Annotated in this window: 26 protein-coding genes and 1 tRNA gene; 24 read left to right on the top strand and 3 right to left on the bottom strand. The window is 42.4% G+C overall.

What is annotated here, in order from left to right:
* Positions 1 to 244 precede the first annotated feature (244 nt).
* Positions 245 to 318: transfer RNA gene (locus ACED20_RS16510), tRNA-Ile, on the bottom strand.
* A gap of 63 nt (positions 319 to 381) precedes the next feature.
* The gene (mce, locus tag ACED20_RS16505; protein WP_378105804.1) at positions 382 to 780 is read right to left on the bottom strand and encodes a methylmalonyl-CoA epimerase; all 399 of its coding nucleotides are present in this window, start codon (positions 778 to 780) and stop codon (positions 382 to 384) included.
* A gap of 90 nt (positions 781 to 870) precedes the next feature.
* Between mce and rbfA the strand changes: the two genes are divergently transcribed.
* The 8 genes from rbfA to ACED20_RS16465 all read left to right on the top strand — a co-directional run bounded on the left by rbfA (position 871) and on the right by ACED20_RS16465 (position 9,118).
* Positions 871 to 1,230, top strand: coding sequence for a 30S ribosome-binding factor RbfA (rbfA, locus tag ACED20_RS16500; RefSeq protein ID WP_378105802.1), 360 nt, complete (start codon positions 871 to 873; stop codon positions 1,228 to 1,230).
* A gap of 3 nt (positions 1,231 to 1,233) precedes the next feature.
* Positions 1,234 to 2,472 carry an ABC transporter permease gene (locus tag ACED20_RS16495; RefSeq protein ID WP_378105800.1) on the top strand — a complete coding sequence of 413 codons (1,239 nt, stop codon included), beginning with the start codon at positions 1,234 to 1,236 and terminating at the stop codon, positions 2,470 to 2,472.
* Between the two features lie 48 nt (positions 2,473 to 2,520).
* Entirely contained in the window at positions 2,521 to 4,314 is a 1,794-nt protein-coding gene (locus ACED20_RS16490) for an endonuclease (RefSeq protein ID WP_378105798.1), read from the top strand.
* A gap of 62 nt (positions 4,315 to 4,376) precedes the next feature.
* On the top strand, positions 4,377 to 5,114 hold the full coding sequence (locus tag ACED20_RS16485) for a shikimate dehydrogenase (protein WP_294198560.1): 738 nt from the start codon (positions 4,377 to 4,379) through the stop codon (positions 5,112 to 5,114).
* 78 nt (positions 5,115 to 5,192) lie between these two features.
* A complete protein-coding gene (locus ACED20_RS16480) occupies positions 5,193 to 6,998 on the top strand; it encodes a DUF349 domain-containing protein (RefSeq protein WP_294198559.1) in 1,806 nt (601 codons plus the stop codon).
* A gap of 61 nt (positions 6,999 to 7,059) precedes the next feature.
* Entirely contained in the window at positions 7,060 to 8,130 is a 1,071-nt protein-coding gene (gene ribD, locus ACED20_RS16475) for a bifunctional diaminohydroxyphosphoribosylaminopyrimidine deaminase/5-amino-6-(5-phosphoribosylamino)uracil reductase RibD (RefSeq protein WP_378105796.1), read from the top strand.
* Positions 8,131 to 8,190: 60 nt separating this feature from the next.
* Positions 8,191 to 8,388, top strand: a complete 198-nt coding sequence (locus ACED20_RS16470) for a bacteriocin (RefSeq protein WP_294222973.1) — start codon at positions 8,191 to 8,193, stop codon at positions 8,386 to 8,388.
* A gap of 127 nt (positions 8,389 to 8,515) precedes the next feature.
* Positions 8,516 to 9,118, top strand: a complete 603-nt coding sequence (locus tag ACED20_RS16465; RefSeq protein WP_294232490.1) for a YigZ family protein — start codon at positions 8,516 to 8,518, stop codon at positions 9,116 to 9,118.
* Here the strand turns inward: ACED20_RS16465 and ACED20_RS16460 are convergent.
* Positions 9,115 to 9,804 carry a zinc metallopeptidase gene (locus ACED20_RS16460; RefSeq protein ID WP_294232493.1) on the bottom strand — a complete coding sequence of 230 codons (690 nt, stop codon included), beginning with the start codon at positions 9,802 to 9,804 and terminating at the stop codon, positions 9,115 to 9,117. The two genes, ACED20_RS16465 and ACED20_RS16460, sit on opposite strands and share 4 nt — an antisense overlap.
* Positions 9,805 to 9,906: 102 nt before the next feature.
* Here ACED20_RS16460 and ACED20_RS16455 point away from each other — a divergent pair, with 102 nt between their 5' ends.
* From ACED20_RS16455 to ACED20_RS16380, 16 genes are all read left to right on the top strand, one after another.
* Entirely contained in the window at positions 9,907 to 11,034 is a 1,128-nt protein-coding gene (locus ACED20_RS16455) for a GNAT family N-acetyltransferase (protein WP_294198548.1), read from the top strand.
* A gap of 40 nt (positions 11,035 to 11,074) precedes the next feature.
* Positions 11,075 to 11,251 (top strand): hypothetical protein, encoded by a 177-nt coding sequence (locus tag ACED20_RS16450; RefSeq protein WP_294198546.1) that lies wholly within the window; start codon positions 11,075 to 11,077, stop codon positions 11,249 to 11,251.
* Positions 11,252 to 11,372: 121 nt separating this feature from the next.
* Positions 11,373 to 11,744, top strand: a complete 372-nt coding sequence (locus tag ACED20_RS16445) for an NADH-quinone oxidoreductase subunit A (protein ID WP_100378322.1) — start codon at positions 11,373 to 11,375, stop codon at positions 11,742 to 11,744.
* A 101-nt stretch (positions 11,745 to 11,845) separates the two neighbouring features.
* Positions 11,846 to 12,406 carry an NADH-quinone oxidoreductase subunit B gene (locus tag ACED20_RS16440; protein ID WP_294198529.1) on the top strand — a complete coding sequence of 187 codons (561 nt, stop codon included), beginning with the start codon at positions 11,846 to 11,848 and terminating at the stop codon, positions 12,404 to 12,406.
* 5 nt (positions 12,407 to 12,411) lie between these two features.
* Positions 12,412 to 12,906, top strand: a complete 495-nt coding sequence (locus ACED20_RS16435) for an NADH-quinone oxidoreductase subunit C (protein WP_294232495.1) — start codon at positions 12,412 to 12,414, stop codon at positions 12,904 to 12,906.
* 62 nt (positions 12,907 to 12,968) lie between these two features.
* Positions 12,969 to 14,192: an NADH dehydrogenase (quinone) subunit D gene (gene nuoD, locus ACED20_RS16430; RefSeq protein WP_042723044.1), complete on the top strand. Its 1,224-nt coding sequence runs from the start codon at positions 12,969 to 12,971 to the stop codon at positions 14,190 to 14,192.
* 103 nt (positions 14,193 to 14,295) lie between these two features.
* Entirely contained in the window at positions 14,296 to 14,805 is a 510-nt protein-coding gene (gene nuoE, locus ACED20_RS16425; protein ID WP_294222961.1) for an NAD(P)H-dependent oxidoreductase subunit E, read from the top strand.
* Between the two features lie 103 nt (positions 14,806 to 14,908).
* Entirely contained in the window at positions 14,909 to 16,267 is a 1,359-nt protein-coding gene (gene nuoF, locus ACED20_RS16420) for an NADH-quinone oxidoreductase subunit NuoF (RefSeq protein WP_294294175.1), read from the top strand.
* Position 16,268: 1 nt separating this feature from the next.
* Complete coding sequence (locus ACED20_RS16415) at positions 16,269 to 17,207, top strand: hypothetical protein (protein WP_378105790.1); 939 nt, start codon at positions 16,269 to 16,271, stop codon at positions 17,205 to 17,207.
* Positions 17,208 to 17,248: 41 nt separating this feature from the next.
* Complete coding sequence (locus tag ACED20_RS16410; RefSeq protein ID WP_294198518.1) at positions 17,249 to 18,247, top strand: 2Fe-2S iron-sulfur cluster-binding protein; 999 nt, start codon at positions 17,249 to 17,251, stop codon at positions 18,245 to 18,247.
* Positions 18,248 to 18,409: 162 nt separating this feature from the next.
* Positions 18,410 to 19,474 carry an NADH-quinone oxidoreductase subunit NuoH gene (gene nuoH, locus ACED20_RS16405; protein ID WP_294198517.1) on the top strand — a complete coding sequence of 355 codons (1,065 nt, stop codon included), beginning with the start codon at positions 18,410 to 18,412 and terminating at the stop codon, positions 19,472 to 19,474.
* Between the two features lie 115 nt (positions 19,475 to 19,589).
* Positions 19,590 to 20,147, top strand: a complete 558-nt coding sequence (locus tag ACED20_RS16400) for an NADH-quinone oxidoreductase subunit I (RefSeq protein WP_146943896.1) — start codon at positions 19,590 to 19,592, stop codon at positions 20,145 to 20,147.
* Complete coding sequence (locus ACED20_RS16395) at positions 20,147 to 20,644, top strand: NADH-quinone oxidoreductase subunit J (protein WP_294224830.1); 498 nt, start codon at positions 20,147 to 20,149, stop codon at positions 20,642 to 20,644. Before ACED20_RS16400 ends, ACED20_RS16395 begins: the two co-directional genes overlap by 1 nt.
* Positions 20,645 to 20,648: 4 nt before the next feature.
* The gene (gene nuoK / locus ACED20_RS16390; protein WP_027380123.1) at positions 20,649 to 20,978 is read left to right on the top strand and encodes an NADH-quinone oxidoreductase subunit NuoK; all 330 of its coding nucleotides are present in this window, start codon (positions 20,649 to 20,651) and stop codon (positions 20,976 to 20,978) included.
* Positions 20,979 to 20,980: 2 nt separating this feature from the next.
* Positions 20,981 to 22,894, top strand: a complete 1,914-nt coding sequence (gene nuoL, locus ACED20_RS16385) for an NADH-quinone oxidoreductase subunit L (RefSeq protein WP_294318016.1) — start codon at positions 20,981 to 20,983, stop codon at positions 22,892 to 22,894.
* Positions 22,895 to 22,896: 2 nt separating this feature from the next.
* Positions 22,897 to 24,390: a NuoM family protein gene (locus ACED20_RS16380; protein WP_294224824.1), complete on the top strand. Its 1,494-nt coding sequence runs from the start codon at positions 22,897 to 22,899 to the stop codon at positions 24,388 to 24,390.
* The last annotated feature ends 1 nt before the right edge of the window (position 24,391 follow it).

The following is a 24,391-nucleotide window of genomic DNA, read 5'->3' as shown; positions in this document are numbered from 1 at the left end:
CTTCATAATAATCTTTTGTAATGGTATTTATGACCTTCAGCAAATTTGAATAATGGCATCTTTAATTTTTTTATCGTAAGTAATGAAAAATATGTGATTTAATATGCAATCAAAAACTTAAAAGTTGTAAACAAATTGTATGCTTTTTAGATAACAAAATCAAACTTCAGTAAATAAAGTAATCTATTGAAAAAACAGCTTTAATAACCAAAAAAGCACCTACAACTGTAAGTGCTTTTCAACGTGGTCCCACTTGGGCTCGAACCAAGGACCACCTGATTATGAGTCAGGTGCTCTAACCAACTGAGCTATAGGACCTCAAAAATTTGGTTAAATTTTGTGATTGCAAAAATAGCAAAATTTCTGTTCCTACAAAATTATTTAGGGTTTTTCTTGGCACAATTCTATGAGGACACCGTTGGTGGATTTCGGGTGAAGGAAGACAACGAGTTTATTATCAGCACCTTCTTTGGGTTCTTCGGAGATAAATTCAAAGCCTTCTTTTTTCAGTCTTTGCACCTCGGCCGCGATATCGTCTACCCCGAATGCCAGGTGATGGATGCCTTCTCCTTTTTTACTGATGAATTTGGCGATCGGGCTTTCTTCCCGACTCGCTTCCAGCAGCTCGATTTTGCTTTCGCCGGCGGCATAGAATGAAGTGGTCACGCCTTCCCGTTCCACCGATTCTTTTTTATAGGATTCTTTTCCCAGCAGCTTGGCAAAAAGTTCGTCGGAAACCCCTAAGGATTGTACGGCAATACCGATATGTTCTAATTTCATAAAGAATAAAATAAATTAAGTCGTAATTTTGAAAGAGCCGCCGGATTTCGGGGCAGCAATTCAAACAAAAGTACTAAATTTGCAGAAATTATGGAAAGTAACAGACAAAGAAAAGTAGCCCAGATCATACAGGAAGATTTCGCAGAGCTTTTCCGCAAGCAGGCATCAGAAAGCAAGCAGAGCATTCTGGTAACGGTTTCGGATGTAAAGGTGACGCCGGATCTCAGCATTGCCAAGATTTATTTAAGCATCTTCCCGCAGGAGCACCGCAAGGCCGTGATGAAGGAGATCGAGGAAAACAAGGCGCAGTACCGGAATTTTATCGGCCAGAAAATGGCCAAGCAGGTACGTGTGATCCCGAATCTCAGCTTTTACCTGGATACGACGCTGGACGATGTGGAAAAACTGGAGCGCGAACTGAGAGGCGAAGGCGATAATCCGATTCTGTAAATTTTGAAAAACATTGCTTTTTATATTGCTTCCCGTTACCTTTTGTCAAAAAAAGGGAGCACGGCCGTGACCTTTATTACCTGGTTGGCGGTGGGTGCCATGACGGTAGCGGTAACGGCAATGTTTGTCATCATCTCGGTTTTTTCGGGCCTTGAGGATCTCAATAAAGACCTGATCTCCAACCTACACGCCGACCTGACCATCAAAAGCACTTCCGGCAAAACCTTGAAAGACCTGGACCAGATCACCACCGTTCTGAAAAACAACAAGGAGATCAGCCATTTTTCGAGGGTGATCGAAGAAAAAGTCTACATCAGCTTCAACGGCAAAGGCGACATTGCCTATCTGCGGGGTGTTGATTCGGCCTATACCAAAGTGAATCCCATCGATAAAGAAGTGTTCTTCGGTGTTTATCCGGGATTCAAGTACTCCAATGAAGTCCTGATGGAAAATTCGCTGGACATTCGGCTGTCCGTTCCGGTAGCCACGGAGAACGGATATGCCACGATATTCATGCCGAAGCCGGGAACCGGGATCATCAATAAGGAAGAAGACATCTACAACAAAAAAGACATTCTGGTCACCGGGCTTTTCCCCGGCAAGGACCAGCTGGACAATTACATCATTGCCCCGATCGAGCTGACGGAGGAATTGCTCAGCCTGCCGAAACATTCCGCTTATCAGATCGTCATTAAATTAAAGAATCCTGAAAACGCCGATGCCGTGAAACAACAGCTCACAATCTCACTCGGCGGCAACCTTCAGGGTGAAAAAACACCTTCGGGACAACAGATCGAAATCAAAACCAAGCAGGAGGAGAATGCCGCGTTCTGGAAAATGATCAACACCGAAAAATTATTTATCTATTTAATTTTTGCGCTGGTTATTTTCATTACGACCTTCAATCTTGCAGGAGCCATCATTATCCTCCAGCTGGATAAGAAAGAACAGGCTAAATCTCTCGTTTCGTTAGGTTTCCCGTTAAGCCATCTGCGGCAGGTGTATTTTTACACCGGGATCCTGATCGTTGTATTGGGAATCATTTCCGGGCTGATTCTGGGCACCGGTCTCTGCTACTTCCAGCAGTACACCGAATTTTTCAAGGCGAACGAAAGCCTTCCTTTCCCGGTAAAGATCGTCGGCAAAAACTACCTGATCGTGGCCCTTACCGCTTCCCTTTTCGGATTCGGTATTTCATGGGTATTTTCAAAAATAAGCAGGGAGTATATTACTAAAAATTAACACATTCCGTGTTCATTTTTTTGTACCTTTACGCCCCAATTTTTAAAAATGAAACGACATCTATTCCCCTATTTGCTGATTTTCGCGTTTGCCAGCACGTTTGCGCAGATTCCGACCGGTTATTACGACGGAACGGCAGGCCTTACCGGAGCGGCTTTAAAAACCAAACTTAAACAGATCATTACGAACGGCCATATTGATAACGGCTACAACGGTCTCTGGACCGGCTATCAGACCACGGACCGCGATAACATCGCCATGCCGGGCTATGAGAATGACAACACCATCCTGGATCTTTATTCCGAAAACCCAAACGGTACAGACCCTTACACTTATAATTATCCAAGCGGACAATGCAGTGGAAACAGCGGACCGGAAGGACTTTGCTACAACAGGGAACACGTAGTTCCCCAAAGTTTATTCAACAGCAATGCACCGATGGTTTCGGACATTCATTTTATAAGACCTACAGATGCCAAAGTAAATGGAATGCGATCCAACTTCCCTTATGGAAAAGTAGGGTCCGCCTCGTACACTTCCCAGAACGGATCGAAATTAGGAACCTCCATTTCCCCGGGATATTCGGGGACGGTTTTTGAGCCGATCGACGCCTTTAAAGGAGATATTGCGAGAATGATCCTGTATTTTGTGACCCGATACGAATCCCAGCTTTCCGGTTTCGGAACGGGCAATATGCTGGGAGGTTCCGCTTTTCCGGGATTACAGACCTGGGAACTGAACCAGCTGCTGGCGTGGCATGTGGCAGATCCTGTTTCCGCCACCGAAATCGCCAGGAACAATGCCTCTTATAACTATCAGGGAAACCGGAACCCGTATATCGATCATCCAGAATACGTAGCGCAGATCTGGGGAACACCGGTAGCCGATACCCAAGCTCCGACCACGCCTACGAATTTAGCGACGAGCAATCCATCTTCAAACTCCATTTCGTTAAGCTGGACAGCGTCTACGGATAACGTTGGAGTCGCTGGTTATGACATTTACAAAGACGGAACATTCTATACAACGGTAACCGGAACAACGGCAACTGTTTCCGGATTGAATCCGTCCACTACTTATAATTTCTATGTTATTGCAAAAGACGCAGCAGGAAACTCGTCTACGGCAAGCAATACCGCACAGGGAACCACCCTCGCAGGCGGACAGCCGGGCGGAAGCTGCGGAACGGAAGACTTTTCAAACATTCCGGCAGCATCCTCTTCTTATGCTACCCAGACCTGGACCGGCAATAATATTACCTGGACAGCCACCGATGCAAGAACAGACCAGACGATCAACGGTAAAGCCATTACCATCAGAAACGGGAACCTTACAAGTTCTACCATTTCAGGAGGGATCGGCTCTTTAACGGTTACCACCAAACTTCCTTTCTCGGATACCTCAGGAAATCTTACCTTACAGATCAACGGAAACAATGTGGGTACAATTCCTTTCGGGACTTCAGCTGCCACGACCACCGTTAACAACATCAATGTTGCCGGAAACGTAGTGATCAAAATCATCAATTCCGAAACAGGAAAGAGAATTTCCATTGACGATCTGAGCTGGACCTGTTACAGTGCACTGGGAACCGCGGAAACAACGAAAGATAAAAATGCTTTCAGTATCTATCCTAATCCTGTAAAAAACAATGAATTGTCTGTAAAAGGGGAAAATCTGGACAGAATCTCAAAAGCACAGATCTATGATTTCTCAGGAAAACTGATTGAAACCATTGAGAATCCTTTTAAACATTCAAATAAAATCAATCTCAAAGGCCTGGTAAAAGGGAATTACATCCTGAAAACCGATGCCTTCGCAGCGAAATTCATCGTAGACTAAGATTTAAAAAATATTTCATTATGAAGACCGGTTTTTTCCGGTCTTTTTTTTATTTTTATCCCATGGATTCCAATAAAAAACTAGGGCTTATCGGAAAAAACATTTCCTATTCCTTTTCAAAAAAGTACTTTGAAGACAAATTCCAGAAGCTGATGCTGAAAGGCTATTCGTATAGCATTTTCGATCTGCCGGAAATCCATGAGATAGAGAATCTTTTTTCCAGTCCTGAACTATTGGGATTCAATGTCACGATTCCATACAAAGAAAAAATCATTGATTACCTGGATGAATTGAGTGATGAAGCCCGTGAAATAGGCGCCGTCAACTGTGTCCGGATTGAAAACGGTAAAAAAACAGGCTATAATACGGATGCATTCGGATTTGAAAAAACCCTGATGCTCCATAAAAAGCAGCACCAAAATTCAGCAATCATTCTGGGAAATGGCGGGGCTGCCAAAGCTGTCAAGTATATTCTTGATAAACATGAAATTCCTAACATAACCGTTTCAAGAACTACGGAAATCAATTATGAAAATCTTGATAAAGAAATGGTGGAACAGCATAAACTCATAATTCAGTGTACACCGGTAGGAACTTTCCCCAATGTGGAAGACTGCCTGGAGTTCCCTTTCGAAGCACTCACCAGCGATCACCTGATCATTGACCTGATTTACAACCCGAATTACACGAAATTCATCATCAATGCCTCTGAAAAAGGTGCCAAAACAGTGAATGGTTACTATATGCTCGAACAGCAGGCAGAAAAAGCCTGGGAAATTTGGAATTTTCAAAAAAAATAACTTAACTTAGTATTGTATTTGGCTTTTTAGCCATATATTTAGAGGATATTATAATGCCACTCACATAAACGATTTGCTATGATTACAGAAAACAACCTTTCTGAAAACGGGGAAAATAAGAACGACCAGGAAATTCCTCAGGAAAAAACATCAGAAAATGTTGCATCTCAGGATGAAAACATTCCGCATGAAGAAACAGAACATGAAGAAGAGCACGAAGAGGTAGATATTACCCTCGCTGATGCGCTGAAAGAAATGGAAAAAATCATCAATGCGCCGAATGCCGGTGAAGATTTCAAGAAATTCAATCAGCTGAAGGAAAAAGCAAGTCATTACATCCATGATGAAGTGGAAGACAAAAAGCATGAATATACAGAAGCCGGAAATGCACCTGAAAACTTCAGCTACGAACATCCTATGCAGGCAAGATTCTCTGCTTTGGTAAATATTTTCAGAGAAAAGCACGACGATTTCCAGAAAGGCCAGGAGGAAGAGCAAAAGAAAAACCTGGAACACCGCCAGGGCATCATCGAAAGACTGAAGAACCTGTACACCAATTCCGAGCCGGGAACCAATCTTTTCAAATCGATCCGTGAGATCAAGGAAGACTGGTCCAACGCCGGACAGGTAGCCAAATCCGAATTCAGGATCCTTAATAATAATTATTTCCATCACCTGAACCAGTTTTATCAGATGCTGGACCTGAATAAAGAATTTCTGGAGCAGGAGTACAGCCATAATCTTGAAAAAAGACAACACATCATCGAGCGTGCCAAGCAGCTTGAGCATGAGCCGGTAATCCAGAAGGCACTGAACGAGCTTCAGTACCTTCACAAGCTTTGGAAGGAGGAGGCAGAACCGGTGGCAGAAGAATTCCGTGAAAAAACATGGGAAGAATTCAAGGAAATTTCCAATAAGATACACGAAAGAAAATCCGAACTTTCGGCAGCAATCGAAACGGAACAGACCGGTAATCTTGAAAAGAAAAACCAGATTATCTCAGAAATCAAAAAATTATCTGAGCCCGCCGAAAAGCCGAACCACAATTACTGGCAGAATGCCATCAGAAAAGTGGAAGATCTCCGTACGGAATTCCTTAAAACCGGAAGCGTACCGAGAAAACTTTCCAACCAGAACTGGAATGATTTCAAAACCACGCTCAGAAATTTCAACACAACAAAAAATACTTATTATAAGTCATTAAAAGGTTCCCAACAGGCCAACCTGGAAGAAAAATTAAAGCTCATCCAGACGGCAAAGGACAACCAGAACAACGAAGAATGGGACATCGCCGTTCCTTTATTTAAAAAGCTTCAGGAAGACTGGAAAAAGATCGGGCATGTTCCTAAGAGCATGACCAACAAAATCTGGGATGAATTCCGTGATGCCTGCAACGCTTTCTTCAACAATTACCGTGAAAAAAGCAATGCTTCCGCCGACAACTGGAAAGAAAACTACAAGCATAAAAAAGCCATCCTGGAAGACCTTAAAACCGTAAGCAACGAAGAAGGCAGCATCGAAAGAATTGAAGCTATTAAAACGGCCTGGAACAATATCGGAAAAGTACCGAGGGATAAAATTTCCATCAATACCGAATTCAACAAAACATTGAGGGAAAAGCTGAAGCTGAACAAGATCAATGAATTTGAGCTTAAAGAAGAAGGATTATCTGAAAATCAGCTGACCGACAAAGCAAGAAAGATGAAGAGCCAGATCTCTGATCTTGAAGCGGAAATCGTGAAACTGGAAAACAACCTGGCATTTTTCAAGAACCCGTCCAGAGAAAATCCGCTGCTGAAAGATACTTACGATTCAATTGATGAGAAAAAAGCCCATGTTGAAACATTAAAACAAAACCTTCACAGCATTATTGCCGGAGAATAAAAAATAATCTTAAATCTTAAAAGCGGAGCAAAGCCATTTGACTTCGCTTTTTTCATGAAATATGGAGGACGAAGTATTTATTAAAAGAGGAATTGAATTAGCTCAAAAAGCCATTGGCAAAACCTACCCCAATCCTTTGGTGGGAAGCGTAATTGTACACAACGGTAACATTATTGGAGAAGGCTATCACCGCAAAGCCGGAGAAAACCATGCGGAAATCAACGCCATTGAATCGGTGGAGAATAAATCCCTGATTCCGGAATCCACCATTTACGTTACTCTTGAGCCGTGTGCCCATTACGGGAAAACACCACCTTGTGCTCTGAAAATAAAAGAACTGGGCTTTCGGAAAGTCGTGATCGGAGCCATGGATTCTCATGACAAAGTAAACGGAAAAGGCAAAAAAATCATTCAGGATGCCGGAATCGAGGTGGTGTCCGGAGTTTTAGAGAAAGAATGCATCGAACTGAACAAAAGGTTTTTCACTTATCATGAAAAAAAGAGGCCTTACATCATCCTGAAATGGGCCCAGTCAGCGGACGGTTTACTGGATAAGGATTTTCAGCCGACTTCCATCTCGAATCCGTTGGCCAATCAATTTGTCCATCAGCTGAGAGCCGACGAACATGCAATCCTGGTGGGAACCCAAACTGCGTTGAACGACAACCCTGCCCTTACGGCAAGAAACGTGGAAGGGGTAAATCCGGTACGGATTTTAATTGATTTTGACCTGAAAGTTCCTTATGATTTCAATATTTACAACAGAGAAGCTAAAACCATTGTCATCAATTCTGTTAAAGAAGAAATTCAGGAACACATTCATTTTATTAAAATTAAAAAAGAAAATTTCCTGCAGGAACTGATGGATGCTCTGTACAAAGCGCAGATCCAGTCGGTGATTATCGAAGGCGGGAGGTTTACGCTGCAGCAGTTCATTAACGGAAATCTCTGGGATGAAGCTATCGTGATCCGCAATGAAAACCTGAATCTGGAAAACGGGACAAAAGCTCCGGTTTTATTGGATATCCAGCCGTTCAAAAAGGAAAATTTCAGAGATAACAGTCTGGCATTTTATAAAAATAAACAATATAAGGCTTTAATTATCAGAACTTATCGTAGCAAATATTTTTAATTTATCACCATACTTTGAAATTAATTCCGTACCTTCATGATCCATTTAAACCAATATCTCATGAAAAATTTAAGAAAATTATCAAAGAAAGAATTAAAATCTGTAAACGGGGGAATCCAGGCCTGTAACCAATATTGCCCTACGGGAACTTACAGATGCTGTATTCCGCGGGAAACTTATTATTGTGCGCTTGACGGCAGTCCTTGTGTAAAGCGTACAGGTCCGGGTAACCCGGGTGAGCCGGCAGATGGAGAATAAAATAATACAGAAAGGGAATCTCAACGGTTCTCTTTTTTGTTATCTTGTTTTTGAGTCTTTCCCTTAAAAAATTTTACCTTTGGAAAATAATTCCAGAATCCATTCAGAATCATTTTTCCAATTTCTTATGTTCAATTTTAAAACAATAGAATCTCCGGTTAAAAATATATTATTAAAAGAAAAAGGAAGCAAGTTCATCGGCTTTGCTTTCCCTGTAAATAATGAGGAAGAGCTTAAAACCGCTTTGGAGAAGATCCGCTCCGAACATCCGAAAGCAACGCATCATTGTTACGCATTCAGAATGGGGCTGCATGGGGAAAACTACCGCGCCAATGACGACGGCGAACCTTCGGGAAGTGCCGGACTGCCGATCTATAACCAGCTTCTGGCCAATGAGATTACAAACGTCCTTGTGATTTCCGTCCGCTATTACGGCGGGACAAAACTGGGCGTTTCCGGTTTGGTAAAAGCTTATAAGGAATCGGCAAAGATTACGCTGGAAGAAGCCCATATCATTACCCGGGAACTGGAAACGACAATTGAAATTCAGTTTAATTTTAACCAGCAAAATCTTATTTTCACATTACTTTCGAAATACGATGCAATGGTTTTACAGTTTGATGCTCACGAGAAATGTATTGTTACCGCATCTCTGAAGCTTTCCCAAAAAGAAAGCATCTCGGAAAAGCTTTCCGAGATGCAGTATGTTTCATTTAAATATAAAGATTAATTCCTTCTTCCTCCCATCAAAAGAGAAATAAAGTACAATAGCTGAACCAGAGAGCCGATCGCTGCTACAACGTAGGTTCTGGCTGCCCACTTAAGACTATCCTTTACACCGATATATTCTTCCGTAGTAACCGTCCCGGTATCCCTCAGCCATTTCATCGCACGATTACTCGCATCATATTCCACAGGAAGTGTTACAAAGGCAAAAAGCGTAGTTAAAGCAAACATAACAACACCAATTGTCAGGATCAGCTTGTTGCCGCTCATCATCATTACAAGGATCCCTCCCATGATAACAAACTGCATCAGGTTTGAGCTGATGCTTACTACCGGTACCAGCTTGGAACGGAGCTGCAACATGGAATACCCGACTTTATGCTGAACCGCATGTCCGCATTCATGGGCTGCAACTGCCGCTGCTGCAGCATTTCGTTGCATATAGACCGCTTCGGAAAGATTTACCGTTTTATTTTCAGGATTGTAATGATCGGTAAGCTGTCCCGGAACCGACATTACCTGTACGTCGTTGATTCCATTGTCCCGCAGCATTTTTTCCGCCACCTCTTTTCCCGACATTCCATTACGGAGATGTATATGCGAGTAATGTTCAAATTTCGACTTCAGCCGCCAGGAGACAAACCAACTTACGGCCATCGAAAGTATGATGATTATATAATATCCGCTCATCTATAAACTTGTAATCTATTTTTTCATACCGAATGATGTAAAAACTGTGCCAAAGTATTGTATTAATTTATTTATATTTGTTCCATAATTCGCACAGAAATCATGTCAGAAATTTCCGTTATTGAAGTAAAAAATGCCGATCAGCTCAAGGAGTTCGTAAGGTTTCCGATGGATCTTTATAAGAATAATCCTTATTATGTTCCTTCTTTCGTGAATGAGGAAATCAATATCTGGAATCCTGCTGAAAATCCGGCCCTTCAATATTCTGAAGCCAAACAATTCCTGGCATTTAAAAACAATACGGTTGTCGGGAGGATAGCGCTGATAATCAACCACAAGGAAGAACGTGAACTAGGGATCAGAAAAGTGCGTTTCGGGTGGATCGATTTCATTGATGATGAAAAGGTTTCCCAGGCTCTTATTCAGAAAGCCATCGATTATGCCATAGAAAAAAATATCGGGAAAATTGAAGGACCGATGGGTTTTACCAATCTTGATAAAGCAGGAATGCTGACCATGGGCTTCGACAAGCTGGCTACGATGATCGGGATTTATAACCACGCCTATTATCCGAAGCATCTGGAAAAGCTGGGCCTGACGAAAGAAAAAGAATGGGTGGAATTCGAGTTGCAGTTCCCGGAAGTACTGCCTGAAAAAATACACAAGTTCAACGAACTGATTTCCCAGAAATACAAACTCAAAGTTTTAAACTTTAAATCGAAAGAGGAGATTATCGAATACGTGGATCCCATGTTTGACCTCCTGGATGAAACCTATAAGCATCTGTCTACTTACACCCCTATTTCCGACGAACAGCGTAAAACGTATAAAGAGAAATATTTTAAACTTATCGACAAGGATTATATTGTCTGTGTCGCTGACGATGCCAATCAGCTGGTTGCCTTTGCCATCACCATGCCTTCTTATTCCGGCGCCCTGCAGAAATCCAAAGGAAAGCTGTTGCCTTTCGGATGGTGGCACTTCCTGAGAGCCGGAAAAAAGAACGACCGGGCGAATTTTTACCTGATCGGGATTCATCCCGACTATCAGAGAAGAGGCGTTACTTCTATTATTTTCAAGGAAATCTGGAAACTCTTCAGGAAAAAAGGAGTCAAATACCTGGAAACCAATCCTGAACTGGAAGAAAACAAAAGCGTCCAGCTTTTATGGCAGGATTACGATCCGGTGAACCATAAGAGACGACGGACCTATTCTATGGAGATCAAATAATTCCATTGTTGAAAAGTAGACTTATCAGAAATTTGAAGATATGAAACCACACCTAATTGTTTTCGGGATTTTGATTGCCGGATTTATCGCCTACAATTTATTTTTCCGGATCGGTGACGAAAGAACGAACACCGCAGTCAATATCATTTATGCCAGTGTGCTTTTTGCATACATTTCATTTATGGCATATTCTCTCCTCAGAAAAATGAAGAAATAATCCTTATTTTTACTGATTCTAAATTATACGTTTCATCTATTTTGAAGCGACTTTTAACCACATAAATTTCATGCTTTCTTGTTTATTCGCTAAATTTGCAAATTGAGATAATAATGCAAAAATGAATTTACCTGAAAGTTATATTCCAATCCTTTTACAGGCAGGTGTCGCGATAGGTTTCGTAGCCATTTCTTTGCTTGGAGCGCATTTTTTAGGTCCTAAACAGAAAAAAGGAAATTCTGTGAAAAACCAGAGCTGGGAATGTGGAGTCCCGGTGGAAGGAAATGCAAGAACGCCTTTTTCTATCAAATACTTTTTAACAGCAGTACTGTTTGTATTATTCGATATTGAAATCGTATTCTTCTATCCTTATGCCGTCAACTTCAGAGAATTCGGGATGGAAGGCTTCCTGGCGGTGCTTACTTTTGTAGCAATCTTCTTTATGGCATTTTTCTATGTCTGGAAGAGAGGGGCACTGGATTGGGATAAGTAAAGAAATAGAAATTGTAAATGACCGTTTTAGACAGGACAATTAGGTTTAATGACTAACATTAACACGTATCCGGGATCTAAATTAAATCTTAAATCAATCAAATGTCAGATAACAAACCAGTAATAAGAACAGATGCACCGGCTCCGGAAGGATTTGAAGGAGAAGGGTTTTTCGCAACGAAACTGAGCAGCGTCATCGGGATGGCCAGAAAATTCTCTCTTTGGCCGTTGCCTTTCGCAACCTCTTGTTGTGGCATCGAGTTTATGGCAACCCTTAACCCAACGTATGACGCTTCAAGATTCGGGATGGAAAGAAACTCTTTTTCCCCGAGACAGGCAGACTTACTGATGGTGTGCGGAACCATATCCAAGAAATTAGGACCGGTCCTAAAAGAAGTGTACACCCAGATGGCCGAGCCGAAATGGGTGGTTGCCGTAGGAGCTTGTGCTTCGAGCGGCGGTATTTTTGACACTTACTCCGTATTGCAGGGAATCGATAAAATAATTCCGGTAGACGTCTATGTTCCGGGATGCCCTCCCCGACCTGAGCAGATCATCGAAGGGGTAATGCAGGTTCAGGCCCTGGCTGAAAGCGAAAGCATCAGAAGAAGAGACACTCCTGAATATCAGAAATTATTAGATTCTTACAATATTAGCAACTAACGGAAATGACCAACGAATTTGTATTAGAAGCCATCACAAGAGAATTTCCGGAATCTGTTATTGCCAGTTCAGAACCGTATGGAATGCTGACGGTTGAAGTAAAGAAAGAAGACCTGAAGAAAATCGTTCATTACCTGAAAGATTCGTCACTGGAAATCAATTTCCTGACGGATATCTGCGGGATCCATTATCCTGAATTTCCGGAGAAGGAAATCGGTGTGGTGTATCACCTGCATAATATGATGACGAACTTCAGACTGCGTCTGAAAATTTTTATGTCCAGGGAAAATGTGGAGGTTGATTCTTTAGTGGATCTTTACGCCGGAGCCAACTGGATGGAAAGGGAAACGTATGATTTCTTCGGAATTAAATTTAAAGGACACCCTGATCTGAGACCTATCCTGAATATGGAAGACCTCGGCTATCACCCTATGCTGAAGGAATATCGTCTGGAAGACGGCACAAGAACCGACAAGAACGACGATATGTTCGGAAGATAATATAGCTTCTGGTGAATGGCAATTAGCCGATAGCCAAAAGCAAATAGCTAAAAGCAAATATTATGAAAGATAACTCATTATCTAATATACTTAACCAATACGACAGTAAGGAACAGATTGACGGACAGTTGTATACCCTCAATCTAGGACCTACCCACCCAGCTACCCACGGGATTTTCCAGAATGTCCTGACCATGGACGGAGAAAGAATCCTTCACGCAGAGCAGACCGTAGGCTATATCCACAGGGCATTTGAGAAAATTTCCGAAAGAAGGAATTATTCCCAGATCACTACCCTTACCGATCGTATGAATTACTGTTCTGCGCCGATTAACAACTTAGGCTGGCACATGACGGTTGAAAAGCTGATCGGGGTTGAAGTTCCGAAACGTGTAGACTATATGCGTGTTATTTTAATGGAGCTTGCCAGAATCGGTGACCACCTGATCTGCAACGGGGTAACCGGGATGGACTCAGGTGCAATTACAGGACTTACCTATATGTTCATCGAAAGAGAACGTATTTATGACATGTACGAACAGATCTGCGGAGCGAGGATGACGACCAATATGGGAAGGATCGGAGGTTTTGAAAGAGATTTCACTCCGAAGTTCCATGAGCTGATCAAGGATTTCCTTAAAACGTTCCCGCCGAGATTTAAAGAATTCTGTACGCTTCTTGAGAGAAACAGAATCTTTATGGACAGAACCATCGGTGCAGGAGGCATTTCTGCAGAAAGAGCATTAAGCTATGGTTTCACAGGTCCGAATTTACGTGCAACAGGTGTGGATTATGACGTGAGAGTTGCGCAGCCTTATTCTTCTTACGAGGATTTCGACTTTATCATTCCGGTGGGAACTTCCGGAGATACCTACGACCGTTTCATGGTTCGTCAGCAGGAAATCTGGGAATCTATTAAAATCATCAAACAAGCATACGAAAACCTTCCTGAAGGACCATTCCACGCGGATGTTCCGGATTTCTACCTTCCTGAAAAGGCAGATGTTTACCAGAAAATGGAAGCCCTGATCTACCACTTCAAGATCGTCATGGGAGAAACCGACGTTCCGAAAGGAGAAGTTTACCATGCCGTGGAAGGAGGAAACGGTGAATTAGGGTTCTATTTAGTAAGTGACGGCGGAAGAAGCCCTTACCGACTGCATTTCAGAAGACCTTGTTTTATTTACTACCAGGCGTATCCTGAAATGATTACAGGTTCTGTGATCTCCGATGCGATCGTTACCATGTGTAGTATGAATATTATTGCGGGCGAATTAGACGCATAAAACGGTAAAAAGTACAATGTATTGATATACAATGTACTTGGAAAATATAAACAGATAATAATACTTTGTACTTTGTACAATGTACATTTTACAACCAAATAAAATGAGCGAAACAATAGCTTTTAAACCGGAAAGTTTAGCACAGGTGCATAAGATGATGGCAAGATATCCCGAGGGAAGACAAAAATCGGCCCTTATTCCTGTTCTTCACCTGGCACAGAAAGAATTCGGCGGATGGCTGGACGTTCCGGTAATGGATTATGTTGCGGAACTACTGAGCATCAAGCCGATCGAAGTATATGAAGTGGCGACTTTCTACACCATGTTCAATATGAAGCCTGTGGGTAAATATGTGCTGGAAGTCTGCAGAACGGGACCTTGCATGGTTTCGGGAAGCGAAAAGATCCTGAACCACATCAGAACTAAACTGAACATTAAAGACGGGGAAACGACGGAAGACGGAATGTTCACGTTAAAGCCCGCAGAATGCCTTGGTGCGTGCGGATATGCCCCGATGATGCAGCTGGGAAAATTCTTCCACGAAAATTTAACGATAGAAAAAGTAGACGAAATCCTTGATCTTTGCAGAGAGGGGCAGGTTGCTTTGGACTAATAGAAAATTTTAAATTCTATATTTTAGATTTTAAATGATTCACTTAACGTTTAATACTAATTAATGCAAGACGCTAAAAGCCAATTGCAATAAGCACATAAAAATGAGTAAAAAACTTTTACTTAAAGACGCACATATCGAAGGCATACGCTATTTTGAAACCTACCGCAAGCAGGGAGGTTACGGAGCAGCAGAAAAAGCCCTGAAAATGACACCGGACGAAATCCTGGAAGAAGTGAAAGCTTCGGGACTTCGCGGACGTGGAGGAGCCGGATTCCCGACCGGGATGAAATGGAGCTTCCTGGCAAAGCCTGAAGGCGTTCCAAGACACCTTGTGGTAAATGCCGACGAATCCGAGCCGGGAACATTCAAAGACCGATACCTGATGGAATTCCTTCCGCATCTTTTGATCGAGGGAATGCTGATTTCATCATACTGTTTAGGTTCCAACACTTCATACATCTATATCCGTGGGGAATATTCATGGATTCCGGATATTTTGGAAGAAGCGATTGAAGAAGCGAAGGCCGCAGGGTTTTTAGGTAAAAATATTTTAGGAACAGGTTTCGATCTTGAAATCTATGTTCAGAGAGGTGCCGGAGCCTACATCTGCGGCGAAGAAACCGCATTGCTCGAATCTCTTGAAGGGAAAAGAGGAAACCCAAGACTTAAACCGCCATTCCCGGCTGTAAAAGGACTTTGGGAAAGACCAACCGTAGTGAACAACGTGGAATCAATCGCAGCGATTGTTCCGATCATCGATATTACCGGAGCGGAATATGCCAAAATCGGCGTAGGAAGATCTACCGGGACCAAACTGATTTCAGCCTGTGGAAACATCAATAAACCGGGCGTTTATGAAATCGATATGACGATTACCGTTGAAGAATTCATTTACTCTGACGAATACTGTGGCGGAATTAAGGACGGAAAAAGACTGAAAGCCTGTATTCCGGGTGGAAGCTCCGTTCCGATCGTTCCTGCCAATTTATTACTGAAAACCGTGAACGGAGAACCGAGATACATGAACTACGAATCTTTGGCTGACGGTGGTTTTGCTACCGGAACCATGATGGGTTCAGGAGGTTTTATTGTACTGGATGAAGATCAGTGTGTGGTGGAACATACCATGACCCTGGCGAGATTCTACAACCACGAAAGCTGCGGACAATGTACGCCTTGCCGTGAAGGTACGGGATGGATGTATAAGATTCTGAAAAAAATCGAGAAAGGAGAAGGAAAAATGGAAGATATCGATCTGCTTTGGGACATCCAGAGAAAGATCGAAGGAAATACGATCTGCCCATTGGGTGATGCGGCGGCATGGCCGGTAGCAGCAGCGATCCGTCACTTCAGAGACGAGTTTGAATGGCACGTGAAAAACCCTGAGTTGTGTAAGACACAGAACTATGGGCTGGCCCATTATGCAGATCCAATCCCTGCTGTTGAGAAAAATGCTTAGGATGAAAAGTTTACTGGCTGCCGGGTTAATGATTTCGGGTTTTGTTTTTGGACAAAGAGCGACAAATGATACCTTACCGAAAGAAAGATCCCTTGAAGAAGCTATTGGATATGTGAATGTTGCCAATCAATCCAAAAAGATTACAATTGAAACAGTTCCATTCCAGAATGAAAAGAAAGAAAAACCCTTACCATTAAGCAAAAAAGGACAGATGTTCGCTTTCTTCGGTTGGAACAGAGGGGCTTTTAGCAACTCGGACATTCATTTCAGCGGAAACGGCTATGATTTTCAGCTGAACAATGTATCGGCGAGAGACAGACCTACGAAATTGGGGATTGTATATATCGACCCGTCTTGGTTTACGGTAGTCCAATATAATTTCAGAGCAGGTTATTTTATTAAAGATAATTTGGCCTTAGTGCTAGGAATCGATCACATGAAATATGTAATGAATCAAAACCAAACGGTTGGTTTTTCAGGAAATATTTCAGATCCGAAATATGCAGCCATGGTACAGAACGGACAGGTAAATTTATCTGATGAGCAGTTCCTTACCTTTGAGCATACAGACGGTCTTAATTATGAAAATTTAGGCCTTGAAAAATATAAAAGTCTTGTTCACAAGAAAAATATAGACCTGGTATGGTCTTACGGAGCCGGTCTAGGTTTCATGTTTCCTAAGAGTAATGTAAAACTTTTCGGCAATGAAAGAAGCGACCGTTTCCATGTAGCCGGTATGGCAACCGATCTGAGATCGAGTTTAAACCTGGTTTTCTGGAATCACTGGATGATCAGGGCAGAAGCCAAAGCCGGATACATCAACATGTGGGATATTAAAACCACATTGAACAACAAACCGGATAAAGCCCGTCAGGATTTTGTTTTCGGACAGGTGCTGGCAGGAATCGGGTACACATTTAATACGAAAAAGTATAATTAAACAGAGCTTAATGGCTAAGGCATAAGCGAAAAGCATAGAATATGAGCGAAGAGGTTAAAAAATTTAAAATAACTATAGACGGACAGACCACCGAAGTTTTGCCTGGAACTTCTATCCTGGAAGCTGCCAGACAGATCGGCGGAAAATCCGTACCTCCGGCAATGTGCTATTACAGCAAATTGGAAACCAGCGGAGGAAGATGCAGAACTTGCTTAGTGGAAGTTTCCAAAGGATCTGAAGCAGATCCGCGTCCTATGCCGAAATTGGTGGCAAGCTGTAGAACCAATGTCATGGACGGGATGGAAGTAAAAAACCTTTCTTCCGAAAAGGCACAGGAAGGCAGAAAAGCCGTAACTGAGTTTTTGTTGCTAAATCACCCGTTGGATTGCCCGATCTGTGACCAGGCGGGAGAATGCCACCTTCAGGATCTTGGTTATGAGCATGGTGTGGAGAGCACCAGAACGGAATTCGAAAGAAATACCTACGATGCCGACGACTTAGGTCCTCACATCAAACTGAATATGAACCGTTGCATCCTGTGTGCAAGATGTGTACTGGCTGCTAATCAGCTTACCGGAGAAAGAGAGCACGGAATCCTTTTCAGAGGAGATCACGCTGAAATTTCAACGTATCTGAATAAAGCCCTTGATAATGATTTTATCGGAAACGTAATCGACGTTTGTCCGGTAGGTGCATTAACGGACAGAACCGCACGTTTTGCGAGCAGGGTTTGGTTTACCAAGCCGATGAATGCTTCTTGCAATTGTGGAAAATGTTCCGGAAAAGCAGTGGTTTGGATGAAAGGTGACGAAATTGTAAGGGTAACGGCCCGAAAAGACCAGTGGGGAGAAGTAGAAGAATTCATTTGCGATACCTGCCGTTTCGAGAGAAAGAGCTTAAGCGACTGGAACATAGAAGGCCCAAGACATATCGACCGGCATTCGGTAATTTCCCTGAACCACTACGAGAAGCCTAAAGACGAATTAAGAGTCCTGGACAATCCGATGGCGAAAGAAATCAGCGAAAAAGACGAAAAATAAAAAAGTTGGATGCTGAAGGAAGGAAGCTGGAAGTTTAACCTACTGCTTCCAACATCAGCTGTCTAAGAATATAAAAAATTGGTAATGTGATGATGAGTTGATACCACAGTGTACTGAACATCCGGCTTACGGCTCCCATCTTCAAAACATTTAAATTAAAAAATGGATTTAATTACATTTAAACTTATACTTGTATTAGCCCTTTTCCTGCTTTCATTGACGATTGCAGCCTACTCTACCTGGGCGGAACGGAAAGTGGCCTCGATCATGCAGGACAGGATCGGTCCCAACAGAGCAGGACCTTTCGGATTGCTACAGCCTCTTGCGGATGGTGGAAAGTTTTTCTTTAAAGAAGACTTCACCCCTGCCAATGCGGAAAAATTCCTTTTCGTATTGGGCCCTGCTTTGGTGATGTTTATTTCACTGATTACCGGAGCGGTTATTCCTTGGGGTAAAAGTTTAAATATTGCCGGTACCTCTTACGATCTGCAGGTTGCCAACATCGACGTGGGGGTTCTTTTCATTATCGGAATGGCTTCCATCGGGGTTTACGGAATTATGATCGGAGGCTGGGCTTCCAACAACAAATATTCATTATTAGGAGCCATCCGTGCTTCTTCACAGATGATTTCCTACGAACTGGCGATGGGATTGGCTTTGCTTTCCATCATTATGATGACGGGAAGTCTTGATCTTAAAGAAATTACGGCTAGCCAGACCAACGGAAAATTGTGGGGCTTTATTCCATGGGTTTCCGGACTGAACTGGAATATCTTCTATCAGCCGATCGCTTTCCTTGTGTTCTTCGTTGCTGCTTTGGCAGAAACCAACAGACACCCTTTCGATTTACCGGAGTGTGAATCCGAACTGGTAACCGGATATTCTACAGAATATTCATCAATGAAACTGGGACTGTATATGTTCGGTGAATATGTGAATATGTTCATCTCCAACGCTTTTATGGTGGTTCTTTTCTTCGGAGGATACAACTATCCTGGAATTGAGTGGGTAACGCAGCACTGGGGCGAAAACACCGCAGGAATCCTGAGCGTTGTGGCATTCTTAATCAAAACAATAATCGGAATTCTGATCTTTATGTGGATCAGATGGACGCTGCCGAGATTCAGATACGATCAATTGATGCACTTAGGATGGAAAACATTAATTCCAATGGCATTGGTAAACTTATTAATTACAGGAGCGGTAATTTTAGCTTTTGCGAATTAATAATTTGGAATAAATTAATTTGAAAATTTGATAATGTGACGATGAGTTGGTGTGGTGATGCAATATACTTCCATCTCCCGGCTTCCATCTTCTAACATTTAATAATAAAAAAATAATGAAACTTACAAACAGATCAAAAGTTGTTTCCAATAAAGAAATGACCCTTGCTGAAAAAATCTACCTGCCCGCCATTTTTACGGGGATGGGGATTACCTTTAAGCATGCTGTAAGAACCGTACTGAAAGGGGCTCCCGCAGTATATGCGTATCCCGAAGTACAGAAGCCGAGGGCAGAAATCTGGAGAGGCCAGCACGTTTTGAAAAGAGACGAGGAGGGCCGCGAAAGATGTACCGCCTGCGGACTTTGTGCGGTGGCATGTCCTGCAGAGGCCATTACCATGACGGCTGCAGAAAGAACGAAGGAGGAAAAGAACCTGTACAGAGAAGAAAAATACGCATCGGTCTATGAAATTAATATGCTGAGATGTATTTTCTGCGGAATGTGTGAAGAAGCCTGCCCGAAATCCGCGATCTATCTTACCGACAGACTCGTAGATGTAGAAACCAACAGAGGTTCTTTCATTTACGGAAAAGATAAATTGGTAGAAAAAATAAATGAAAGGATTGACATCACTGAAAGACAGTCCGAGAAACAAAAAAATGCGGTAAAATAATGGATCAGTTTTTATTTTTCTTGGTGGCATTTTTAGCAGTGGCAAGTGCGGTGTATTTCGTGTTTGCAAGAAATCCTCTCTATGCTATTCTGTCATTAATTGTTACGATGTTTTCGATCGCCGGCATGTACATCCTTCTGAATGCACAGTTCCTTGCGATTATCCAGATCATTGTCTATGCAGGAGCCATCATGGTATTGTTCCTGTATATCCTCATGATGCTTAACCTTAATAAGCAAGACGAAAGTAAGAAGAACAATACTTTAAAATTCGTCGGTGTTTTTACAGCCGGTCTTTTACTGATCGGTGTGTTGGGTGTTTTCAGAGGCGTACAGCAGAACCACGTAGCCGTAGCAAATGCAGACGGAAGCATCGGGCTTACCAAAAACCTGGGAAGACTTTTGTTCAATGAATATGTTTTACCGTTTGAGCTTGCATCCATCCTCATTCTGGCAGGTATCGTAGGTGCGGTATTAATCGGTAAAAAAGATTTATAAAATTATGGGAGAAGTAAATACATTTATACAAAGCATCCCTCTGAACTACTTCATCATTCTTTCGTCAGTATTATTCTGTCTGGGCGTGTTGGGCGTATTGCTGAGAAAAAATGCGATTGTTATTCTGGGTTGTGTAGAGCTTATGCTGAATTCTGTAAACCTTTTGCTGGCTGCATTTTCAGCCTACAAAGGGAACGGAGACGGACAACTTTTAGTTTTCTTCATTATGGTGGTGGCTGCTGCGGAAGTGGCGGTAGGTCTGGCAATTATTGCTATGCTATATCGAAATACCCGTTCTGTTGATGTAAGTATATTTAATAAATTAAGAGGATAAGAATGGAAAATTTAGTGTATGCAATAATACTTTTACCCCTTTTAGGTTTTCTTATTAACGGACTGTTCGGGAAAAATCTTCCGAAAATTGTGGTGGGTAGCCTGGCTACGGCAATGGTTTTTGCTTCTTTCTGCATCGCAGTTAGCATTTTCCTGGGTTTCAATTCAGAGAGCCAGCCCGTTATTGTAAAAGCTTTTGAATGGTTCAGGGTAAATGGTATTCAGATCAATTTCGGGTTCCAGATCGACCAGCTGTCTTTAATGATGGTGATGATCATTACGGGAATCGGTTCTTTAATCCACCTCTACTCTATCGGATACATGAGCCACGACAAAGGGTTCTATAAGTTTTTCACTTATTTAAATCTCTTCATTTTCTCCATGCTGTTACTGGTAATGGGAAGCAACTACCTGATCCTTTTCATCGGATGGGAAGGTGTAGGATTGTGTTCTTATTTACTGATCGGTTTCTGGTATACCAACGAAGAATACGGTAAAGCGGCAAGAAAGGCATTTATTATGAACAGAATCGGTGACCTTGCGTTACTGATCGGAATTTTCATGCTTGCTTCTCAGACGAATGCTGTAGATTATTTAACCATAAAAGAAAATGCCGGTAAATTTGAACTGGACGGAAGCGTTATCATCTTTATCACGGCGAGTTTATTTATCGGAGCTACCGGTAAATCGGCTCAGGTTCCTCTATATACCTGGCTTCCTGATGCAATGGCAGGTCCTACCCCGGTTTCTGCATTGATTCACGCGGCAACGATGGTAACGGCAGGGATCTATCTGGTCGTAAGATCTAACTTTTTATTCACATTGGCACCAAGCGTTCAGGACGGGATCTTATTCATCGGATTCCTAACGGCGGCATTGGCCGGATTCTACGCACTGCGCCAGAACGATATTAAAAAAGTACTGGCCTACTCTACCGTTTCACAGCTTGGATTTATGTTCATTGCTTTGGGATTGGGTGCTTATACCACTGCAATGTTCCACGTGATGACACATGCTTTCTTTAAAGCATTATTGTTCCTTGGAGCAGGTTCTGTGATCCACGCGATGAGCAACGAGCAGGATATGCGTTTCATGGGTGGCCTGAGAAAATACATTCCTATTACGCATGCCACATTCCTGATCGGTACACTGGCCATTTCCGGGTTCCCTCTGTTATCCGGGATGATTTCAAAAGACGAAATTCTCGTAGCTGCTTTTTCTAAAAACCCGATCTATTGGGTAATGTTATTTATTTTAGCGGCAGTTACGGCAACTTATATGTTCAGACTGTATTATCTTACTTTCCACGGGGAGTTCAGAGGTACGGAAGAGCAAAAGCACCATTTACATGAAAGCCCGTCTAATATGACGCTGCCTTTGATCGTATTGGCCATCTTTTCCGTAATAGGCGGTTTTATCAACCTTCCTCACTTCATCGGACACGGTCATTACGCCAAATTAATGGAATGGCTGAAGCCGGTGCTTACTGAGGAGAGCTACAACCAGATGGAAGCTACCCTTTCAGGAGTTCCTTTCGGTACTGAAATGATCCTTTTAGGTGCAACGGTTCTGATGTTCTTCTGTGTTTGGTTTTTTGTTAAAAATACATACGTCAACAAGAAAAAGCAGGCTCTTCCGGAAGAAATGTACACCGGATGGGAGAAACTGTCTGCCAAGAAATTATACGTTGACGAACTTTACAATGCGATTGTTGTAAAAACTGTTGAAGGATTAGGACGCGGAGGAAGAATGTTTGATAAAGGAATCCTTGACCGTTTTGTAGACTTCGTAGGCGATGGCGCTGAAGACAGCGGAAGAGCTATGAAGCGTATCCAGAACGGAAATGTGGAGAACTATATTCTTATCATGTCTTTAGCGGTGGGAATTATATTAATTGTTAACTTTTTATTACAATAATAATGTCGGGTTTGTTATTAACATTATTGCTATTACCTCTTGTAGGTTCGGGATTAGTTTTTGCCTGGAAAAACAATTCCAGCAAATATTTGGCACTGGGAATTGCGTTGGTACAAATGCTGGTTACCTTCTACATCGCAGCGGATTTTGATTATAATCCGACGGTAGACAGCGTACTGCAGCACGAGATCAATTACCCCTGGTCACAATTTATGAAGAGTTCCCTTCACTTCGGAATCGACGGGATGAGCCTTCTTCTTTTATTGCTGACAAATATTTTAACGCCGATCATTATCTTATCTTCTTTTAATGAAAATGTAAGCTACAGAAATACCTTCTACGGACTGATTCTGATGATGCAGTTCGGTCTGGTAGGTGTTTTCACTTCTCTGGACGGATTGCTGTTCTATATTTTCTGGGAAGTAACTCTGATCCCGATCTGGTTTATTGCCGGGCTTTGGGGACAGGAAAATAAAAGATTTGAATTCACAACGAAATTCTTCGTATATACTTTTGTAGGATCCTTATTCATGCTGGCCGGATTGATCTATGTGTACAACCACTCTGCATCATTCGCGCTTACGGATTTATACAATGCCCAGCTGAACGAAACGCAGCAAACGGTGGTATTCTGGTTTATCTTCTTTGCTTTCGCAGTGAAATTGCCGGTATTCCCTTTCCACACGTGGCAGCCTGATACCTATACATATTCTCCGACACAGGGATCAATGCTTTTATCGGGGATTATGCTTAAAATGGCAGTGTATGGAGTGATGCGTTATTTATTACCAATCACACCAATTCCGATTGCCGGGATTTCCGGACAAATCGTTATCATCCTGGCGATTGTTGGGATTGTACACGGTGCTCTGATCGCGATCATCCAGACGGATATGAAGAAAATCATTGCCTATTCATCTTTCTCCCATGTTGGACTGATGGTAGCAGGTATTTTTGCCTCTGCCGTAATTTCCCTGAGAGGAACGTTCAACATCGAAGGAGCGGAAGGAGCTTTGGTACAGACTTTTGCCCACGGGATTAACGTGGTGGGTCTGTTCTACTGCTGTGACATTTTATATAAGAGATTTAAATCCAGAGACATCCGACAGATGGGAGGACTTGCAAAAGTAGCGCCTAAGTTTGCCGTGTTGTTCCTGATTATTATACTGGGTTCCATGGGTGTTCCGTTAACCAACGGTTTCATCGGAGAATTTATCCTGCTGAAATCGGTGTACGATTTTAACGGATTGGCGGCAGTTATTGCCGGACTTACGGTAATCCTTGCCGCAGTCTATCTGTTGAGGTTTTACGGAAAAGCGATGTTCGGACAGGGTGATGAAGCGGTTTTGAGTACAGCCAAAGACCTTTCTGCCGTAGAATTCTCGGTATTGGCAAGTTTAGCGGTTTTTGTGATCGTATTCGGTATTTTCCCGCAACCGATCATCGAAATGGTGAATAGTTCGTTGAAGTTTATCTACCAGTCAATGGTAAGCTAAT

It is taken from the genome of Chryseobacterium sp. sg2396 (assembly GCF_042610505.1).
In the GTDB taxonomy this organism is placed as follows: domain Bacteria; phylum Bacteroidota; class Bacteroidia; order Flavobacteriales; family Weeksellaceae; genus Chryseobacterium.
The sequence above is the reverse complement of the archived record's forward strand: the minus strand, read 5'-3'. Positions and strand labels throughout refer to the sequence as shown.

Coding starts and splice junctions, on each gene's coding strand:
- nuoF (WP_294294175.1), top strand. CDS start 14,909: ATGAGTAAAAAACTTTTACTTAAAGACGCACATATCGAAGGCATACGC.
- nuoL (WP_294318016.1), top strand. CDS start 20,981: ATGGAAAATTTAGTGTATGCAATAATACTTTTACCCCTTTTAGGTTTT.
- nuoK (WP_027380123.1), top strand. CDS start 20,649: ATGGGAGAAGTAAATACATTTATACAAAGCATCCCTCTGAACTACTTC.
- ACED20_RS16410 (WP_294198518.1), top strand. CDS start 17,249: ATGAGCGAAGAGGTTAAAAAATTTAAAATAACTATAGACGGACAGACC.
- ACED20_RS16440 (WP_294198529.1), top strand. CDS start 11,846: ATGTCAGATAACAAACCAGTAATAAGAACAGATGCACCGGCTCCGGAA.
- ribD (WP_378105796.1), top strand. CDS start 7,060: ATGGAGGACGAAGTATTTATTAAAAGAGGAATTGAATTAGCTCAAAAA.
- nuoE (WP_294222961.1), top strand. CDS start 14,296: ATGAGCGAAACAATAGCTTTTAAACCGGAAAGTTTAGCACAGGTGCAT.
- ACED20_RS16395 (WP_294224830.1), top strand. CDS start 20,147: ATGGATCAGTTTTTATTTTTCTTGGTGGCATTTTTAGCAGTGGCAAGT.
- rbfA (WP_378105802.1), top strand. CDS start 871: ATGGAAAGTAACAGACAAAGAAAAGTAGCCCAGATCATACAGGAAGAT.
- ACED20_RS16380 (WP_294224824.1), top strand. CDS start 22,897: ATGTCGGGTTTGTTATTAACATTATTGCTATTACCTCTTGTAGGTTCG.
- ACED20_RS16465 (WP_294232490.1), top strand. CDS start 8,516: ATGTTCAATTTTAAAACAATAGAATCTCCGGTTAAAAATATATTATTA.
- ACED20_RS16490 (WP_378105798.1), top strand. CDS start 2,521: ATGAAACGACATCTATTCCCCTATTTGCTGATTTTCGCGTTTGCCAGC.
- ACED20_RS16460 (WP_294232493.1), bottom strand. CDS start 9,804: ATGAGCGGATATTATATAATCATCATACTTTCGATGGCCGTAAGTTGG.
- ACED20_RS16435 (WP_294232495.1), top strand. CDS start 12,412: ATGACCAACGAATTTGTATTAGAAGCCATCACAAGAGAATTTCCGGAA.
- ACED20_RS16480 (WP_294198559.1), top strand. CDS start 5,193: ATGATTACAGAAAACAACCTTTCTGAAAACGGGGAAAATAAGAACGAC.
- ACED20_RS16450 (WP_294198546.1), top strand. CDS start 11,075: ATGAAACCACACCTAATTGTTTTCGGGATTTTGATTGCCGGATTTATC.
- mce (WP_378105804.1), bottom strand. CDS start 780: ATGAAATTAGAACATATCGGTATTGCCGTACAATCCTTAGGGGTTTCC.
- ACED20_RS16455 (WP_294198548.1), top strand. CDS start 9,907: ATGTCAGAAATTTCCGTTATTGAAGTAAAAAATGCCGATCAGCTCAAG.
- ACED20_RS16470 (WP_294222973.1), top strand. CDS start 8,191: ATGAAAAATTTAAGAAAATTATCAAAGAAAGAATTAAAATCTGTAAAC.
- nuoH (WP_294198517.1), top strand. CDS start 18,410: ATGGATTTAATTACATTTAAACTTATACTTGTATTAGCCCTTTTCCTG.
- ACED20_RS16400 (WP_146943896.1), top strand. CDS start 19,590: ATGAAACTTACAAACAGATCAAAAGTTGTTTCCAATAAAGAAATGACC.
- ACED20_RS16445 (WP_100378322.1), top strand. CDS start 11,373: ATGAATTTACCTGAAAGTTATATTCCAATCCTTTTACAGGCAGGTGTC.
- ACED20_RS16415 (WP_378105790.1), top strand. CDS start 16,269: ATGAAAAGTTTACTGGCTGCCGGGTTAATGATTTCGGGTTTTGTTTTT.
- ACED20_RS16485 (WP_294198560.1), top strand. CDS start 4,377: ATGGATTCCAATAAAAAACTAGGGCTTATCGGAAAAAACATTTCCTAT.
- nuoD (WP_042723044.1), top strand. CDS start 12,969: ATGAAAGATAACTCATTATCTAATATACTTAACCAATACGACAGTAAG.